General features: G+C 66.2%; 18 protein-coding genes. 4 read left to right on the top strand and 14 right to left on the bottom strand.

Translation table 11 applies throughout. The features are described 5' to 3' along the window. Window positions 1-287: 287 nt before the first annotated feature. The 4 genes from E6C72_RS02910 to E6C72_RS02895 all read right to left on the bottom strand — a co-directional run bounded on the left by E6C72_RS02910 (window position 288) and on the right by E6C72_RS02895 (window position 3,186). Window positions 288-644, bottom strand: a complete 357-nt coding sequence (locus tag E6C72_RS02910; RefSeq protein WP_136700636.1) for a hypothetical protein — start codon at window positions 642-644, stop codon at window positions 288-290. Window positions 645-1,014: 370 nt separating this feature from the next. Next, window positions 1,015-1,536, bottom strand: coding sequence for a hypothetical protein (locus tag E6C72_RS02905; protein WP_109084987.1), 522 nt, complete (start codon window positions 1,534-1,536; stop codon window positions 1,015-1,017). A 16-nt stretch (window positions 1,537-1,552) separates the two neighbouring features. Then, window positions 1,553-2,146 carry a hypothetical protein gene (locus E6C72_RS02900; RefSeq protein WP_247875574.1) on the bottom strand — a complete coding sequence of 198 codons (594 nt, stop codon included), beginning with the start codon at window positions 2,144-2,146 and terminating at the stop codon, window positions 1,553-1,555. A gap of 107 nt (window positions 2,147-2,253) precedes the next feature. Then, complete coding sequence (locus E6C72_RS02895) at window positions 2,254-3,186, bottom strand: GGDEF domain-containing protein (RefSeq protein ID WP_247882073.1); 933 nt, start codon at window positions 3,184-3,186, stop codon at window positions 2,254-2,256. A 361-nt stretch (window positions 3,187-3,547) separates the two neighbouring features. Here E6C72_RS02895 and E6C72_RS02890 point away from each other — a divergent pair, with 361 nt between their 5' ends. Further along, window positions 3,548-5,440: a potassium transporter Kup gene (locus tag E6C72_RS02890; protein ID WP_109084984.1), complete on the top strand. Its 1,893-nt coding sequence runs from the start codon at window positions 3,548-3,550 to the stop codon at window positions 5,438-5,440. 119 nt (window positions 5,441-5,559) lie between these two features. Here E6C72_RS02890 and E6C72_RS02885 read toward each other — a convergent pair whose 3' ends face one another. Together E6C72_RS02885 and E6C72_RS02880 are read right to left on the bottom strand one after the other, a co-directional pair. After that, a complete protein-coding gene (locus E6C72_RS02885) occupies window positions 5,560-5,814 on the bottom strand; it encodes a hypothetical protein (RefSeq protein ID WP_109084983.1) in 255 nt (84 codons plus the stop codon). 83 nt (window positions 5,815-5,897) lie between these two features. After that, the gene (locus E6C72_RS02880) at window positions 5,898-6,494 is read right to left on the bottom strand and encodes a hypothetical protein (RefSeq protein WP_109084982.1); all 597 of its coding nucleotides are present in this window, start codon (window positions 6,492-6,494) and stop codon (window positions 5,898-5,900) included. Between the two features lie 195 nt (window positions 6,495-6,689). Here E6C72_RS02880 and E6C72_RS02875 point away from each other — a divergent pair, with 195 nt between their 5' ends. Both E6C72_RS02875 and E6C72_RS02870 read left to right on the top strand, forming a co-directional pair. Next, on the top strand, window positions 6,690-7,724 hold the full coding sequence (locus tag E6C72_RS02875; protein WP_136700634.1) for an ImmA/IrrE family metallo-endopeptidase: 1,035 nt from the start codon (window positions 6,690-6,692) through the stop codon (window positions 7,722-7,724). Window positions 7,725-7,727: 3 nt separating this feature from the next. Continuing rightward, window positions 7,728-8,357, top strand: a complete 630-nt coding sequence (locus tag E6C72_RS02870; RefSeq protein ID WP_109084980.1) for a hypothetical protein — start codon at window positions 7,728-7,730, stop codon at window positions 8,355-8,357. A gap of 42 nt (window positions 8,358-8,399) precedes the next feature. Here E6C72_RS02870 and E6C72_RS02865 read toward each other — a convergent pair whose 3' ends face one another. The 4 genes from E6C72_RS02865 to E6C72_RS02850 form a co-directional block, all read right to left on the bottom strand. Then, a complete protein-coding gene (locus E6C72_RS02865) occupies window positions 8,400-9,335 on the bottom strand; it encodes an Hsp33 family molecular chaperone (protein WP_109084979.1) in 936 nt (311 codons plus the stop codon). A gap of 167 nt (window positions 9,336-9,502) precedes the next feature. Beyond that, entirely contained in the window at window positions 9,503-10,444 is a 942-nt protein-coding gene (gene argF, locus E6C72_RS02860) for an ornithine carbamoyltransferase (RefSeq protein ID WP_109084978.1), read from the bottom strand. Continuing rightward, window positions 10,441-11,613: an aspartate aminotransferase family protein gene (locus tag E6C72_RS02855; RefSeq protein WP_109084977.1), complete on the bottom strand. Its 1,173-nt coding sequence runs from the start codon at window positions 11,611-11,613 to the stop codon at window positions 10,441-10,443. The genes argF and E6C72_RS02855 overlap by 4 nt, the downstream gene beginning before the upstream one ends. Window positions 11,614-11,736: 123 nt before the next feature. Continuing rightward, window positions 11,737-12,540 carry an ABC transporter permease gene (locus E6C72_RS02850; protein ID WP_109084976.1) on the bottom strand — a complete coding sequence of 268 codons (804 nt, stop codon included), beginning with the start codon at window positions 12,538-12,540 and terminating at the stop codon, window positions 11,737-11,739. 122 nt (window positions 12,541-12,662) lie between these two features. Between E6C72_RS02850 and E6C72_RS02845 the strand changes: the two genes are divergently transcribed. Then, on the top strand, window positions 12,663-13,253 hold the full coding sequence (locus E6C72_RS02845; protein ID WP_109084975.1) for a regulatory protein RecX: 591 nt from the start codon (window positions 12,663-12,665) through the stop codon (window positions 13,251-13,253). A 225-nt stretch (window positions 13,254-13,478) separates the two neighbouring features. Here E6C72_RS02845 and rpmB read toward each other — a convergent pair whose 3' ends face one another. The 4 genes from rpmB to E6C72_RS02825 form a co-directional block, all read right to left on the bottom strand. Further along, a complete protein-coding gene (gene rpmB / locus E6C72_RS02840; protein WP_012973047.1) occupies window positions 13,479-13,778 on the bottom strand; it encodes a 50S ribosomal protein L28 in 300 nt (99 codons plus the stop codon). Window positions 13,779-14,008: 230 nt separating this feature from the next. Continuing rightward, window positions 14,009-14,725 carry a phasin family protein gene (locus E6C72_RS02835; RefSeq protein ID WP_109084974.1) on the bottom strand — a complete coding sequence of 239 codons (717 nt, stop codon included), beginning with the start codon at window positions 14,723-14,725 and terminating at the stop codon, window positions 14,009-14,011. Window positions 14,726-14,954: 229 nt separating this feature from the next. Further along, window positions 14,955-15,965, bottom strand: coding sequence for a methylmalonyl Co-A mutase-associated GTPase MeaB (meaB, locus tag E6C72_RS02830; protein ID WP_109084973.1), 1,011 nt, complete (start codon window positions 15,963-15,965; stop codon window positions 14,955-14,957). 71 nt (window positions 15,966-16,036) lie between these two features. Beyond that, window positions 16,037-17,677, bottom strand: a complete 1,641-nt coding sequence (locus tag E6C72_RS02825) for an ABC transporter ATP-binding protein (protein ID WP_109084972.1) — start codon at window positions 17,675-17,677, stop codon at window positions 16,037-16,039. Between the last annotated feature and the right edge of the window lie 7 nt (window positions 17,678-17,684).

The raw sequence follows: 17,684 nt of genomic DNA, 5'->3' as shown, positions 1-17,684 counted from the left end.
CGGGATGGCTGGAGCCGTGGCGGCAGCCAGCGCGCCGGCAGCACCATGGGGGTAAAACACGGCCGTTATCATCGGTGCCACCGCGGATCGGCATCGAACTGGCTATGACGCTGATTAGAGCGCGATCGCCCGGACTGAATCGTGTGAAGCGTGAAACGCGCGTAAAATCGAAAGTTTAGAATCTGTCCGGTGCTTCAATAAGCACCGGACAGATTCTAAACCGGGCGGCCATGAAAAGATGGCCCCGCCAAATGCCGACCTACAGCGGGGCTAACGTGAACGACACTTCAGGATGATGATGCGTGCGTCAGAGTGAAAACGATAGCCGCGTTGTCGCCGCCACTATCAGTCCAGCTCAGATCGTACTGTGGCGGAGAGGTTCCACCGGCACCATCACCGTCCGAAGATGGATTCAAAAAGCTGAGCATAACCATTCCATCTTCGGAATTGTAGTAAATACGTCCTGAAATTCCCGTTGAGGAGCTGTTTGAAGAAGCTTTAAAATAACATGTATAACCTGCTAAAATATCGGTTTGGGGAGACATGTTATCATCCCAAGACCCTGCAAAAAGCTCTGCATTGATCAAGGTTAATTTGTGAGATGTAGAATTATTGAATGTAAATTTTATGCTGTAATCAGTCATTTCATCTCTCCTGTGAAAGCCGATGGCTTGGACGCGGCAAGAAAGCGTGTAGAAACAAAAGTGGGAACCACCGTAGATAATTTTCTACGATTGTTTAAGATCCAAGAATTGATCAATTGAATCAGTCTATGTGGGAAAAGTTGCGGCGTACCTATCGGAGGCACGGGATCAGCCGCATGTGAACGCCGATCCGTTCGGCAATGCTGCGGCGGGTGAACCGCCCCCTTGTTTCCCGGAGGCCGCTTTGGCTGAGTCATGCCGCCGAAGCTTTTGCCCCTCACAAGTCAGGATCAAAAGCCGTTGGTATAACGTGCTTCGGCCTCGGCAGGCGGAATGTCGTGTCCTGGGGGCAAAACCGCGACAAACTCATCTACCCCAGATAGGACTCGACGCCCATGACCGTGAAGCCCTTGTTCTCCGGGAAGCGGGCGTTGACCTTTTCGCGGGCCTTCTTCTCGTCCAGGGCCCAAACCAGGAAACGCCGGCCGCGCTTCCAGCTGTCGAGCGCGGTGGGGGTAAGGTGGGCGTTGACGCGGGAGGCGTATTCGATGTTGACCACCCGCAGAAGCCAGCCCTCATCCTTCTGGGTGCGGCGGTCGTCCAGCACATAGATGCGGCGGTCGCTGGCGCCGGTGGCCTTCAGGCGATGTTCCAGATCCTCGCAGCCCAGTTCGGCCATCGCCTTGCGGCGCTTGGCGTCGCGCAGGTCGCGGGCCTGTTGCAGCGTGACGCGGGCAACCTTCTTGATCCGCTCCACCTGCGCCTGCTTGCGCGACACGGCGGTGGCGATCCGCTCCTCCGACGTCTTCAGCCGGCGCAACGCCAGCAGCAACGAAACCGCCAGCGAGGAGAGGCCGACCAGACCGGCGAAGATGTAGGGCATGCTGTCCATAGCCTGTCCTCGTCTCTCAGCTCGCCTTGGCGACCGGGGTGTCGGCGGACAGGAATTCCTGCATCCGCGTCACCGCATAGCCGAAGGCGGGTGGGTAACGCCGCTCGATCTCCGTCCGCGCCTCCGCCATCGAGCGTGCCCAAACCTCGATCATCTGCGGCTGCGCCCAGCCGGGATCGACCAGCGCATGCTGGCTCTGCTGGACGGCGCCGGTGCCGACATATTTGTTCACCACCATGGCGACATAGCAGGGGCAGCCCTGGACCTCCTCGCCGATCTGGCGGACCAGCCGTTCGCCGGCCTGACGAGAATCCTCGATCTGGCGTTCCAGCACCTTGCGGCGGCGCAGCACATCCTCGACCGCGCCGTCCAGTTCCTTCAGCTCGCGCACGCGGTCGGCGCGGCGGGCTTCGAGCTTGGTCTCCAGCTTGGCGCGGCGGGCGATGATGTCGCGCACCCCCTCCGACCCGTGCCGGCGTTCGATCGCGCGTTCGCCCATCACGATGACGAGTTTGCCGATGCCGAAACCCAGCCCGGCCAGCCCGAAGGCGGTGATCAGCGCGTTGCTGTAGTCCTGCCACATGTGCGAACCCCCGATCGGGACTGCCATCCGGTTGGATGCTTCCAGCGATAGGAGTAACCCCTCGCTTGCCGCCGTTCAATCACTGCGCTGTAACGATATTACACAGAAAACATGGAGCAGCGTGGGGAACGGCTTCACCCCGTCGCGCGTTCGACCCGGTTGCGGCCGGCCTGCTTGGCGGCTTGCAGGGCATGTTCGGCGCGATGCAGGGTCTGTTCGACGCCGGGTTCAAAGGACAGCCAGTTGGCGACGCCGATGCTGGCGGTGATGGAGATCGCCCGGTCGTCCACCAGGATCGGGCTGTCCGCCAGGGCGGCGCGCACCCGTTCCGCCACCACGGCGGCGCCGGCGCTGTCGGTTTCCGGCAGGAGCACGACGAACTCCTCGCCGCCGGAGCGGGCGATGTGGTCGGAGATGCGCAGCGCCGCCCGGACCCGCTTCACCACCCCGCGCAGCACCGCGTCGCCGATGGCGTCGCCATGGGTGTCGTTGACCGCCTTGAAGCCGTCAAGGTCGATCAGGAAGAGGCCGAGATGCCGGCCGTAGCGCCGCGCCCGCGCCAGTTCCGCCGCCGCCAGGTCCAGGAAGCGGCGGCGGTTCCACACGCCGGTCAGCGGGTCCAGCATCGCCATGCGGTTCAGGCGGACGGTCGTCTCCTCCAGTGCGCGGCCGCGTTCGGCGAGCTGCCGTTCCAGCGCCGCCAGATCGGCGTAGGCGCGCAGAGCCGTCACCATGCCGGTGAACAGCCGGCGCGCCGTCAGCTCCGTCTTCGCGGTGTAGCCGTCGATTTCATAGGCGAGCACCAGCTCCTCCTCCGGCACGCGGGCTGGCTGGCCGGTGCGCAGGACGATGCGGATGGCGCGGTTGCCCAGATCCTCGCGGATGCGGCGGACCAGCTGCAGGCCGGCATCCTCGGTCTCCATCACCACGTCGAGCAGGATGACGGCGATGTCCGGGGTTGAGCGCAGGATGCGCTCCGCCTCCGCAGCACTGGTGCAGTCGAGCAGGCGGACCGGACGGCCGCGAAAGCGCAGCCGGGCGAGCGCCAGCCGGGTGACGGCATGCACCTCCGGCTCGTCATCGGCGACCAGAACCAGCCAGGGGGGGCCGCCGGATCGGCAGGATGGCCGCCGTCCGTACCGTCCGGGGCACTCTGCGGCAAGAGAGACTCGTCCGAGGCGAACAGGAAATCATTGGACATGGCTGTCGGCTCGGGACTGTCCACGGTACACGCATGGATGGAAGCACGGGCTCGACCGCGATGCAATGGTGCCGAGTGCCGCGCCTGCGCTATATGGTTTTGCACCTTTTGGGAGGAAATGACGGGGGATCGGTCCCGCCGATGGCGCGTTTCGCCATTCGGTGCTTGCGTGGCCACGCCACCTTAGGCATGGCAGTGTGCGTAGAAATGATCGGAGCTGACCGGGTATGGAAGCAAGCATGGATGGGCGGGAGCATGCGGCCAAGCTGCGCGCGCTCGCGCTGGGGGCGCTGGGTGTCGTCTATGGCGACATCGGCACCAGCCCGCTCTACACGCTGCGTGAATGCCTGACCGAGGGCGGCGGCTTCCCGCTGACGCCCGAAGTCATCCTGGGCGTGCTGTCGCTGATCTTCTGGGCGCTGATCATCACGGTGACGGTGAAGTACGTCATCTTCATCATGCGCGCCGACAACCAGGGCGAGGGCGGCATCCTGGCGCTGACCGCGCTGGCGCTGCGCGGCATGCGGCCGGGACACCGGCGGACCGGGGTCGTCATGGCGATCGGCGTGATGGGCGCCTCGCTGTTCTATGGCGACAGCCTGATCACCCCCGCCATCTCGGTGCTGAGCGCGGTGGAGGGGTTGCATGTCGTCGCCCCCGCCCTGGACAGCTACGTCATTCCGATCACGCTGACCATCCTGGTCGGGCTGTTCGTCCTGCAGCGATTCGGGACGGAGAGGGTCGGCAAGCTGTTCGGGCCGGTGATGCTGGTCTGGTTCGTGACGCTGGCGGCGCTGGGCATCGGGCAGATCGTCCGCTATCCCGGCGTTCTGGGGGCGGTGTGGCCCGGCCATGCGGTGGAGATGCTGTTCAATCATGGCTGGCACGGCTTCCTGCTGCTGGGGGCCGTGGTGCTGGCGGTGACGGGGGCGGAGGCGCTCTACGCCGATATGGGGCATTTCGGCCGCAAGCCGATCCGCGGCGCCTGGTACACGATCGTGCTGCCGTCGCTGCTGCTGTGCTATTTCGGCCAGGGCGCCCTGCTGCTGCACGAGCCGGAAGCGATCGAGAATCCCTTCTTCCATCTGGCGCCGGACTGGGCGCAGGTGCCGCTGCTGCTGCTGGCCACCGCCGCCACGATCATCGCCGGACAGGCGGTGATCTCCGGCGCCTATTCGGTGACCTTGCAGGCGATGCATCTGCGCTATCTCCCGCGGATGGAGGTGATGCACACGTCGGAGCATGAGAAGGGCCAGATCTACATGCCGCAGCTGACCTGGCTGCTGCTGGCCGGGGTCATCCTGCTGGTGCTGAGCTTCCAGACCTCCAGCAACCTCGCTGCCGCCTATGGCATCGCGGTGACCGGGACGATGGTGGCGACGACTCTGCTGGCCTACAAGGTCGCGCGCTCGCTGGGGCGCTGGAAGCTGTGGCAGGCGGTGCTGGCGCTGGCGGTTTTCCTGACCGTCGACATGGCGTTGTTCCTGGCCAATCTGGTGAAGGTGGAGGAGGGCGGCTGGTTCCCGCTGGTGGTCGGCGCCCTGGTCTTCCTGCTGATGGCGACGTGGCGGCGCGGCCGCGAGGTGGTGCGCAAGCGGCTGGCCGAGGACGCGCTCCCCTTCGACATGCTGCTGGAGCGGTTGAAGAGCGGGTCGGTGCAGCGGGTTCCGGGAACCGCCGTCTTCCTGACCGGCAACCCGCGCGGCCTGCCGCCGGGGCTGCTGCACAGCATGAAGCATTACAAGGTGCTGCATCAGCGCGTCGTGCTGCTGACCGTCGACATCGAGGACGTGCCCCATGTGCCGGACGACCAGCGCTTCGAGCTGAAGGCGTTGTCGGCCGGCTTCTTCCGGCTGATCGTCCATTTCGGCTTCAAGGACGAGCCGGACATTCCGCAGGCGCTGGAGATCAGGCGCATCCCAGGATTGCCGTTCGAGCCGATGGAAACGACCTATTTCGTCAGCCGCGAGACGCTGATCCGCAGCCACGGCAAAGCCGGCCTGCCGCGCTGGCAGGAGCCGCTGTTCATCTTCCTGTCGAAGCTGTCGTCCAGCGCGTCGGAGTATTTCTGCATCCCGCCCAACCGGGTGGTCGAGCTGGGCATGCAGCTGGAGATCTAGTCCATATCGGGGGCTGGCAGGTTCTGCCGGCCAGATTTTACCGGTGAGGCGGCGGGCGGGGGCAGTTTCTGCCGCCCCCGCCCGAAGGCCGCCCGCCTCATGCCGCTACCGGATGGACGTCACCAGACAATCGATACCGGCGGTTTGTAGGCGGAGGCGGCGAACATCTGTCGCACCGCCAGTTCCAGCTTGATCTGCGCCTCCGATTTCTTGACGAAGGACAGATCGATGCCGCCCAAGGACTTCACCACGCAGCCGGAGCGGCTGAGATTGCGGAGCGCCGCCTGTGACGCCTGCTGTTTTTCCTCGGGAATTGCGGTGATGGTGGCCGATCCCTCCGGCGGCCGGACGACGTAGAGGTCGAATTTCGGCATGGGCACTCTCCGTTCTGACGAAACGTCGGGTGCCCCACCGCAAAGGCCGGGCCAACTCTGACGAAGGGATCAGCGCCGGACCGTCAGCGCCGGACCATCGGAGCCAGATCCTTGCGGATGCCGGCATCGAGACGGGCGTTCAGGTCCTCCATCATCCGGCGGGTGATGTCGAGGAAGGTGGCCTCGCGGTCGGCCAGCGAGATGTTCTCCGCCACGCTGGTGGAATGGGTGACGGTGGAGCGGGTCACGCCGCGGAAGCCGCCATTGCCGGTGTCCGGCACCTCGCCGCTGATCTCGACCTCGATCCGGCCGTCATAGCGCTGGGCCTGGTCGTTGGTGAAGTAGCCGGTGATGCCCTTCTTGGTGGGAAGCGCCACCTCGACGATGCTGGCGTCGCGGATGGTGACGCGCAGGCGGCCCGTCCCGCCGGCCGCCTGCAACCGCTCCGCCGCCCAGCGCCGCACCGCCTCGGCCGGCGGGACGGCGGACCGGCCCTCCACATGCTTGCCTCCCATCGGGCGATAGGCGTCGACCACGTCTATGGTTCCGGCATTCAGCACGATCGGTCCGAAATTGGAGAAATCGACCGGCCGCGGCGCCGGCCGCGGCGGCGCGCTCTGGCAGGCGGCAAGCAGGAGGGTGGCCATTCCGGCGGCAAGAGCAAGGCGGCGCGACAGCATGATGGCTCCGGCTGAGGGAGGGTGGTTGGACGATTGCGGCGGCACTATAGCCGCCAAGGCGGAGGGGTGCATCACATCCGGTTTGGTGATTCCCAAGGACTTGATGCAACCGGATAGGAGTCTTTCGATTGCTCTTCCGCAGTGTGATGCTATATGTGATTCCGTCTAGAGCGATGCAGAAAAGGGAGGCTGGCTGTGACTACGAAGATCGCCTCTCCCTCTGCGCAGTCCAACTCTCCGTTGAGCCGATTGAAGAGAGAATTCGCAGCTGTCGGTCTGAAGGCGACAGACGTGCTCAAGAGCCTCCCCGACTGGTGGAAGGACGCTTTGGCTCATCCGTCCGGGATTTACGAAGTGCGCGGCTTCGTGGCCAAGCATTACGGATTGGCCATCGGTCCAGGCGGAGAGTTGCAGACGCGATCGCTTCCATCCGCCTGCTTCAAGACCCGGACCGGCGCTGACGTATCTGTGGTCGCGCCTGCCCGTGCTCTGGCAACGGCAGTTGCCCACATCGTCGCGAACGCGGCGGTGCCCCCTTGGGCCGGGGTGCTGCCTTCCGCCGCAGAATTGCGAGAAGCGTTCATCGCCCGGTCGGGAAAGCCATGGGTTGGGATTGATGAACTGTTGAGCGCATGTTGGGAACGTGGTGTTCCCGTCGTCTATGTGCCGAAATTGCCGGTCAGTCAGCCTAAGATGGATGGCATGGTCACCATGTGCGGTGACCGGCCCGTCATCGTCGTCACCAAGAAGGTGTCGCATCCCGCCTGGATGCTGTTCATCCTTGCCCATGAGATGGGACACCTCGCGCTTGGGCATCTGGATACGAGTGCCGGTGGCACGATCGTCGATGAAAGCATTTCAGAAGATGATGCTTTCGCTGACGGGCAGGAGCACGAGGCCAATCGCTACGCTCTCAGACTCCTGACCGGGAACGGGCATCAAGCGTTGAAGCTCAACCACCTTATGGCGGCTGATGCCTTGGCGAATGCCGCCCGTATGTATGGGCGGCAGCACGGCATTGATCCCGGGCACGTTATCCTGAACGCCGTCAGAAATACGAAAAGGGATGGAAAGTCGCTTTGGCCTTTGGGAAACGCAGCGTTGGGCCGATTGACTTCAGGAGGGAGTGATCCCGCGGTATCATGCCGTGGCGCTTTGCGGTGTCACGTCGACCTCGATTCGCTTTCCGACGACAGTCTCGACTTTCTTGAGCGGCTCGGCGTCCTATAGATCATGGTCGGGCATAATGCGCTGTTTGACCGGGACGTGTTCCTGAAGCTGGCCGCTTGCGACCTGTTTGATGAGACGATTGGCGTACTGGGCATCGCCCGATCTTATCGGCTGCCGTCCGCTACAGTGTCTGGAGCCCGAGGAATGCTTCGGCGTTGGCAACCTGCCGCGGCGGTGCAGGATGCGTTTTTGGAGCGTCTTCGCGTGTTGCAGGAAAAGGTCGAAGTAATTCCGGAAGCTTGGTTCATGGAGTGCGGCAGCGACCCGCGTTTCAACGCCATGATCGCACCGGGTCTGAACATTGATGTCGGCGAGGCGCAGTTGACGATCATAACGCTGTCCCGGCCTGATCCGAATTTGCTGATTTCCGGTGATAAGCGCTTTGTGGCTGGTATGGCGTCAAATTTTCCTGAGGATTTCGCTATACTGCGCGGATCGTTGATCTGCTTCGAGGATTGTCTAAAAGCTGTCGTGCAGCATCACGGGCTGGAAGCCATTCGTGTCCGCTTGGTTGCCGCGAGAGGGTGTGATGGTACTCTAAAGAATGCTCTGCAATCCGATTGCGCGGCGACGCAGATCGAATTTTTAGAGGCGCTTGAGAGCTTTAATCCGCTAAGGCAATTCTCGACTTGAATGGCGGCCGGCGCCCGTGGGCACCGGCCGTCTTCGCAGTCCTTACGCGCCATACACGCGGTCGAGATCCGCGTCGGTGAAGTGGTAGTCTGTCGAGCAGAACTGGCAGGTCACCTCGACCCGGCCGTCGTCGATCTTCAACTCCTGCACCTCTTCGCGCGGCAGGCTGCGCAGCATGGTCTCCACCCGCTCGCGCGAGCAGCGGCAGCCGAAGCGCAACGCGTGGCCCTCGTAGACGCGCACCCCGTCCTCGTGGAACAGGCGGTAGAGCAGGTCCGAGGCGGCAAGGTCGGTCGACAGCAGCTCGTCGCCGGTGACGCTGGCCATCAGCGCCATGGCGCGGCGCCAGTCGTCCTCGTTGTCCGACGCGGTCAGTCCCTGTTCCTGCGGCAGGCGCTGGACCATGATGCCGCCGGTGCGCCAGGGGCCGAAGGTGCCGTCCGGCAGCGCCGCGCGGTCGACCGAGACGGTCAGGCCGGTATCGATCTGCTCGGACTGGCGGAAGTAATGCTGGACGCAGTCGGTCAGCGTCTTGCCATACAGCTCGACGATGCCCTGGTAGCGGTCGGTGTCGGGGCCCTGGTCCACCGTGAAGGCGATGTAGCCCTTGCCGAGCAGCGCCGCCGCCGGGGCGATGTCGACGTCCCGCTCGGCCTTGGCCAGCGCTTCCGGATCGAACTGGGCATAGGCGCGCACGTCGCCGACCGAGGTGACGTCGGCCACCATCAGGCGGATCGGGCCGTCGCCCTTGGTCTGGAGGGTGAAGATGCCCTCGTATTTCAGCATGCTGGCGAGCAGCACGGCCAGCGTCGCCGTCTCCGCCAGGAAGCGGGCGACGGTGGGCGGATAGTCGTGGCGGGTCAGGATCTCGTCGATCGCCGGCCCCAGCTTGACGATGCGGCCGCGCAGGCGCGACGCCTCGATCTGGAACGGCAGGACGAAATCATCGGTGAGCGGGCGGACGGACGGATCGTCCATAGGGCAGATTCCTTAAGACAGAGACCGGTTATGCAGGCGTAGGGCCGAAGATCGGGACAGGGAGGGGCCGAATCAAGACCGGCAGGGCACCCATGCGAGTTTGGCCCTCCCCCGGCGGCGGGAGAGGGCCAAATCGAAACATGACAGGCTGTATCGGGCGCGGAGCGTCAGTCCAGAACGCCCATGCACCAGCCGAGGATGGCCTTCTGGGCGTGCAGGCGGTTTTCCGCCTCGTCCCAGACCACCGAATGGAGGCCGTCGATCACGCCGTCGGTCACTTCCTCGTTCCGGTGCGCCGGCAGACAGTGCATGAACAGCGCCTCGGGGTGCGCGTGCGCCATCAGCGCCTCGTTCACCTGATAGGGGGCGAGGATCGCCGCGCGCTCGTCCACGTCGGTGTTGTGCATCGAGGCCCAGGCGTCGGTGATGACGCATTCCGCTCCGCGCACCGCCTCCTCGGGCGAGTCGGTGACGACCAGACGGCCGCTGCCCTCGCGCTCCGCCCAGGCCAGCAGCTCCGGCGACGGGCCGTAGACGGTCGGGCAGGCCAGACGCAGCTCGAAGCCGAAGCGGACGGCGGCATGGGCCCAGCTGACCGCGACGTTGTTGCAGTCGCCGATCCAGGCGATCGTCCGGCCGTTGATCGGACCGCGATGCTCCTCGAAGGTCATCAGGTCGGCCATGATCTGGCAGGGGTGGGTCTGGTCGGTCAGGCCGTTGATGATCGGGATGCTGGCATGGGCCGCCAGCTCGTGCACCCGCTCCTCGCCGGTGGTGCGGACCATCACCGCATCGACGAATCGCGACAGCACGCGAGCGGTGTCGCCGATGGTCTCGCCGCGGCCCAACTGCATGTCGTCGGGCTTCAGCACCACGACATTGCCGCCGAACTGCTGCATGCCGACCTCGAACGACACGCGGGTGCGGGTCGAGGGCTTCTCGAAGATCAGGGCCAGCGAGCGGCCGGCCAGCAGGGTCGAGTGGGCCAGCCGATCCTTCTTCAGGTCGGCCTTGATGCGCACGGCATGGTCGAGCAGGCGGCGCAGGGTGGCGCCGTCCAACCGGTCGATGTCGAGAAAATGCCGGACCGTCTTGTTGTCGCCGCTCATCCCACACACTCCTGCGCCGTCCGGTCGAGGATCGCGACGGCTTCATTCACTTCGGCTTCGCCGATATTCAGGGGCGGCAGCAGCCGCACCACATTGTCGCCGGCCGGAACCGAGAGCAGGCCGTTGGCGCGCAGCTTGGCCACCACCTCGCCCACCGGCTGGCCGAGCTTCAGGCCCAGCATCAGGCCCTGGCCGCGCAGTTCCAGGAACAGCGACGGATGCTTGGCGATCAGCTCCTCCAGACGGCCCTGCATAGTGGCGGAGGTCTTCCGGACGCCGTCCAGGAAGCCCGGCGCCAGCACGACGTCGAGAACGGCGTTGCCGACCGCGGTCGCCAGCGGGTTGCCGCCATAGGTCGAGCCATGGGTGCCGGCGGTCATGCCCGACGCCGCACGCTCGGTGGCGAGGCAGGCGCCGAGCGGGAAGCCGCCGCCGATGCCCTTGGCGACGCACATGACGTCGGGGGTGATGCCGGCCCATTCATGGGCGAACAGCTTGCCGGTCCGGCCCATGCCGCACTGGATCTCGTCCAGGAACAGCAGCAGGCCATGCTCGTCGCACAGCGCGCGCAGGCCGCGCAGGAACTCCACCGAGCCGGCGCGGATGCCGCCCTCGCCCTGGATCGGCTCGACGCAAATGCCGCCGGTCGCGGGCGTGATCGCGGCGCGCACGGCGTCGAGATCGCCGAACGGCACCTGATCGAATCCGTCCAGCAGCGGGTCGAAGCCATGCACCAGCTTCTCCTGCTTGGCGGCCGAGATGGCGCCCAGCGTGCGGCCGTGGAAGGCCTGCTCGAAGGTGATGATGCGGTTCTTCTGCGGGTTGCCGCTGTCATAATGGTACTTGCGGACGGTCTTGGCGCCGCATTCCCAGGCCTCGGCACCGGAGTTCGTGAAGAACACGGTGTCGGCGAAGGTGGCCTCGGTCAGGCGCTTGCCCAGGCTCTCCTGCCCGGCGACCCGGAACAGGTTGGAGGTGTGCCACAGCTTCTTCGCCTGCTCGGTCAGCTTTTCCACCAGATAGGGATGCGCGTGACCCAGGGCGTTCACCGCGACGCCGGCGGCGAAGTCGAGGAATCGTCGCCCGTCGGTCGCGTACAGATACGGACCTTCACCGCGCTCGAACACGACGTCGGCGCGGGCGTATGTGGGCATAACGACGGGGATCACGGCTCGGTCTCCCAAAATGGAAAATCCGGCGGCCATGGCTGGCCGCCGGGAACGGCAAATATCCGGAGATTGATGGGTTCTGTCAACGGATAGGGGTGAAAGCGCGCTGGTTTCGCGGAGTCTTCACGCCTTGAGCTTGTAGCCGGTCTTGAACATGCGCCAGGCCAGCCACCACAGCCCGGCATTCACACCCAGCATCACGGCGACACCCAGCCAGCGCGCCCCATCCGACACCCCGATGAAACCGTAGCGGAAGCCGTCGATCATGTAGAAGAAGGGGTCGAAATGGGCGACCCACCAGAAGACCGGCGGCAGGGTGTCGACCGAATAGAAGGTGCCGGACAGGAAGGACAGCGGCGTCACCACGAAGTTGGTCACCGCGGCGATGTTGTCGAACTTCTCCGACCAGACGCCGCCGACCAGACCCAGCAGCGACAGCAGCATCGACGCCATCACCGCGTGGAACAGCACGAATCCCGGATGCGGCATGTGCAGCGGGATCACCGCCCAGATGGCGAGGCCCGTCACCAGACCGACCACGACACCGCGGGTGATGCCGCCGAAGACGAAGCCGCTGACCAGCTCCATCGGCGACAGCGGCGGCATCAGGATGTCGACGATGTTGCCCTGGACCTTGGCGATCACCACCGAGGAGGAGGTGTTGGCGAAGGCGTTCTGCACCATCGCCATCATGATCAGGCCGGGCGCCAGGAATTCCAGGTAGGGTGTCGCGCCGACCATCCGCACCGCAGACCCCAGCGACAGGGCGAACACCGCGTAATAGAGCAGCGTCGTCACCACCGGCGCCCAGACGGTCTGCTGGTGCACCTTGATGAAGCGCCGCACCTCGCGTGCGTAGAGCGTCCATAGGCCGATCCAGTTGACCGAACCGACATTGCGCGGCATGGGAGGAAGGGGAAGGGTCATCGCGTCACAAACTGCCTGTTGGGCTGCCTGTCGGGCTGCCTGTTGGGAACCGGCCGGTACAAGGCCACGGACTGTACGTGCGGCCCGCCCGTCCGGCAACCGCCGCCGCCGAAGGGACTGCCATGAACACCGACGACAAGCGTTCCGTTCCCGCCGCCCGGTCGCCGGCGGGGAAGCCGCCGAAGCGGGTCACGCCGCAATATCTGGAAAATGCGGCGCTGCATTACCTGGAGCGCTTCGCCAGTTCGACCGCCAACCTGCGCCGCGTTCTGATGCGCAAGGTCGATCTGTCGGCCAAGGCCCACGGCACCGACCGCGAGGAGGGCGCCCGCTGGGTCGACGAGCTGCTGGCCCGCTATGTCCGCAGCGGCCTGCTGAACGACGAGACCTATGCCCGCATGCGCAGCGAAAGCCTGCACCGTCGCGGCGCCTCGACGCGGCTGATCGCCCAGAAGCTGGCCGGCAAGGGCATTGGCCGCGACGAGGCCGACAAGGCGCTGGACAGCCTGCGCGAGGATGTCGGGCCGGATTTGGATCTGACGGCGGCGCTGGCCCTGGCGAAGCGGCGGCGGCTGGGGCCGTACCGGCGGCCGGAGCAGCGCGAGGCGCAGCGCGAGAAGGACATGGCGGCGCTGGGGCGGGCCGGCTTCGGCTATGAGATCGCCCGGCGGGTGGTCGATGCCGAGGATCCGGACGAGCTGCTGGGGGAGTGAAGCCGATGGAACATCGTGGAACATCTTCCCGGAGATGTTCCATGGTTCACGTCTCACAGAAACGACCGGCCCGGAAACGACGAAACGCGCGGCACCCTTTCGGATGTCGCGCGCCGCTCTCTTACCGGGAGTCGGAATCGTCCTGTACGCGTCCTAAACTTCTTCAGCGGAGCGGCAAGCGCCCCGCGTCAGCACACCAAACGCGCCCCAGAATCGGGGAAGCGATCAGGCCGCGGCCTGCTGCTTCTCCTGCGCCTTGGAGATCCGGCGCTTGATGCGACGGGCATCCAGGCTCAGCACGGCGTCCTTCGCATCGAGCAGGAAGGCGTCGAGGCCGCCCTTGTGCTCGATCGAGCGGATCGCGTTCACCGAGAGGCGCAGACGCACCAGCTGCCCCAGGCTGTCGCTGAGCAGCGACGTTTCCTGGAGGTTCGGCTGGAAGCGGCGACGATTCTTGTTGTTGGCGTGGCTGACGTTGTTGCCAAACTGCGTGCCCTTGCCGGTCACGGAGCACCGACGTGCCATCGGACTGATCCTTTATTTTAGCAAATGAAACCCGGTAACGGACGGCCTGCCGCCCGAAGGAGGCCGCTATATAGTCGAACAAAAGCGCCGTCGTCAAGCCTGTCTTCAAGCCGGGATCCGCGAAGAAACCGTCAAAACCGGAGTCGTCGCAGGAAAGTGGAGAGTCGAAGCGCGGCGGCCTCTTCGATCTGACGAAGAGACGCGCCGCGCCAATCTTGCCGTGACCGGTATCAGTTCACGGTCGGAGAGGTCTTCGACGCCGGCTTGGCAGCGACCGGCTTGGCGGCACGGCGCGGCGCCGGCTTGGCGGCGGCCTTCGCCTCGGCGGCGATCGCCGCGGCGGGGGCGGCCGTCTCGGCCTTCACCGTCTCGACCAGTTGCTTCACCGGCACCTCGGCCGGCTTTGCGGCCGGAACGGCGACGGTGGCGGCAACCGGGACGGTCTCCGCAGCCTTGGCCGGAGCCGGGGCCGGAACTGGGGCCGGAACCGGAGCGGCCTGGGGAGCCTCGACGACGGGGGCCGGGGCTTCGACCTTCGGGGCCTCGGCCTTCGGCGCGGCGACCGCAACCGGGGCCGGCTTCGGCGCCTCGGCCTTGGGAGCAGGGGCGGTCGCCGGAGCGGATTCGGCCGCCGGAGTCGGCAGGGCGGTGATCTCGGCGGCGATCTTGGTGGAGACGTCCAGGAAGCCCTGCACGCTCTCGGTCACGCGGGCCTGGGTGGTGGACAGCCAGTCGCGCTGCAGGGCCGCCAGATCGGCAGGGCTGCGGGCCTTGCCCAGCCCGGCGGCCAGACGGCTGGCGTCGGTGACCGAAGCGGTCACGCCGTCGAACCAGCGGCGGTAGCCGTCCTGCACCAGCGTGGCGACGCGGGCGGACTTGGCTGCGGTGGTCTGGGCGTTGGTCTTGAGCAGGTTCAGGACGTTGGCGGGGGTCGGCTGAGCGGTCATGGCGTTGTCTCCCGTAGAGCAAGGCATATTGGCGGAAACGGAAAGGCCGCTCCGGCGTAACCCCAGGAGACCGCGGGCACCCCGGCCCAAGCGACGAACGCGACTCGAAACAGCTCGAATCGGCGCAGGCCGCCCCTTTCCCGCCCGGTGCAGAATAGCCCTACGGTTGGTGCGGCGCAACGGATTTGTTGCGGTGCAACATAAGCTGAACGGGTTATGCGCCTTCGGATCAGGTGGCTTCCGTCCGGTCGAGGAAGCGCCCCAACAGGGTGTGGGCCGCCGCCGTCGGGATGGTGGTGCCGGCGGTGACCTCCGCCTCGAGTCGCGCCAGATCGGCGCGGACGGCCGGATGGGCGCGGAACCGGTCGATCAGCGTCTCGCGGATCTCGCTCCACAGCCAAGCGCGGGCCTGCTCCGCCCGGCGGGTGGCGCGGGCGCCGTTGGCCTCGGTCACGGCCTTGTGCTCGCCGATGGTGTTCCACACCGTGTCGATGCCGATCTTCCGGAAGGCGGAACAGCTGAGCACAGGCACCCGCCAGTCGCCATGGCGCAGCAGGGCCAGTGCATGGCGGTAGTCGGCCACGGTGTGGCGGGCGGTTGCGGCGAGGTCGCCGTCGGCCTTGTTGACGACGACGAGGTCGGCCAGCTCGACGATGCCCTTCTTGATGCCCTGCAACTCGTCCCCGCCGGCCGGCAGCAGCAGCAGCATGAACAGGTCGACCATGTCGGCAACGGCGGTTTCCGACTGGCCGACACCGACCGTCTCCACCACGATCACGTCGAAGCCGGCGGCCTCGCAGATCAGCATCGCCTCGCGGGTGCGGCGCGCCACGCCGCCCAGAGTGGCGCCGGCGGGGGAGGGGCGGATGAAGGCGTCGGGCTCGCGCGACAGGTCGACCATGCGGGTCTTGTCGCCCAGGATCGAGCCGCCGGTGCGCTGCGACGACGGATCGACCGCCAGCACCGCGACCTTGTGACCAAGCCCGATGACATGCAGCCCGAAGGCTTCGATGAAGGTCGACTTGCCCACCCCCGGCACGCCGGAGATGCCGAGTCGCACCGAGTTGCCGGTATAGGGCAGCAGCGCAGCCAGCAGTGCGTCGGCGGTGGCGCGATGGTCGGCGCGCGTCGATTCGATCAGCGTGATCGCGCGGGCCAGCGCCCGCCGGTCCCCCGACCGGACGGCCCCCGCAAGTTGGTCGGCGAGGCGGGCGGCGTCTTGCGGGGCGGTGTCGGTCATGGCGGCGGTATCGGTCTGTGCGAGGGGAGCGGTACCCTACCCGCGCAGCGGCTTGGGATAAAGTGTCCGCCTCAGGTCCGCACCGCCGGCGATTCCACCGCCTCCAGGTTCAGCGCGGCGGCGAGCAGGGCGCGGGTGTACTCCTCGCGCGGCTCCTCGAAGATGCGCTGGGTCGGTCCCTGTTCGACCACCTTGCCGTCCTTCATCACCATGACGTGGCTGGACAGCGCCCGCACCACCCGCAGATCGTGGCTGATGAACAGGTAGGCGAGGTTGTGGCGGGCCTGGATGTCGCGCAGCAGATCGACGATCTGCGCCTGAACCGACATGTCGAGCGCCGAGGTCGGCTCGTCCAGCACGACGAATTTCGGCTTCAGCACCAGGGCGCGGGCGATGGCGATGCGCTGGCGCTGGCCGCCGGAGAACTCGTGCGGGTAGCGGTTGCGCGCGTCCGGCGGCAGGCCGACCTCCTCCAGTGCGCGGGCGACCATCGCCTCGCGTTCCTTGGCGTCGCCAATGCCGTGTATGCCCAGCCCCTCGCCGATGATCTGGCCGACCGACAGGCGGGGCGACAGGCTGCCATAGGGATCCTGGAAGACGATCTGCATCTCGCGCCGCAGGCCGCGCAGCCGCTTCGGCTGCCAGCCCTGGATGTCGGTGCCGTCGAAACGGATGGCGCCCTCGCTGGCGTGCAGCCGCAGCAGGGCGAGGCCAAGCGTCGTCTTGCCCGATCCCGATTCGCCGACGACGCCGACGGTGTGGCCGCGGCGAACCGCGACATCGACGCCGTCCACCGCCTTGATATGGCCGACGGTGCGGCGCAGCAGGCCCTTCTTGATCGGGAAATGGACCTTCAGCCGGTCGGCGGTCATCACCTCGGCGGCATCGTCGGGCGGCGACAGCGGGTTGCCGCGCGGCTCGGCCGACAGGAGTTTCTGCGTGTAGGGGTGGCGCGGGCGGATGAAGAGGTCGTCGACCTTGGCCTGCTCGACGATCTCGCCCTGGTTCATCACGCAGACGCGGTCCGCCATCTTGCGCACCACGCCGAGATCGTGGGTGATCAGCAGCAGCGCCATGCCGAAGCGGCTTTGCAGATCCTTGAGCAGGGCCAGGATCTGCGCCTGGATGGTGACGTCGAGCGCCGTCGTCGGCTCGTCGGCGATCAGCAGGTCGGGCTCGTTGGCGAGCGCCATGGCGATCATCACGCGCTGGCGCTGGCCGCCCGACAGCTCGTGCGGGTAGGCGGTCAGCCGCTTTTCCGGGTCGGGCAGGCCGACGAGGCGCAGCAGCTCCAGCGTGCGGGCGCGGGCGGCGCCGGACGACAGGCGCTTGTGCAGGAACAGGGTCTCGTTGATCTGCCGCTCGATGCTGTGCAGCGGGTTCAGCGAGGTCATCGGCTCCTGGAAGATCATGGCGATGCGGTTGCCGCGCACCTGCCGCAGAGTCCGCTCCTCGGCGCCCAGCAGTTCGGTGTCGCGGAAGCGGATCGAGCCGGCGGGGTGGTGCGCCATCGGGTAGGGCAGCAGCTGCAGGATCGACAGCGCCGTGACCGACTTGCCGGAGCCCGATTCGCCGACAAGCGCCAGCGTCTCGCCCTTCTGGATGTCGAAGGAGACGCCCTTGACGGCCTGGGTCGCGCCGGCACCGGAGCGGAAATCGACGCGCAGGCCCCGCACGGACAACAGGTCGGGGTTGGGGGGCATCAGGCTCATGTCGGGC

The sequence above is a fragment of the Azospirillum sp. TSH100 genome, from assembly GCF_004923295.1.
Lineage (GTDB): Bacteria > Pseudomonadota > Alphaproteobacteria > Azospirillales > Azospirillaceae > Azospirillum.
This window is presented reverse-complemented; position numbering and strand designations above follow the sequence as displayed.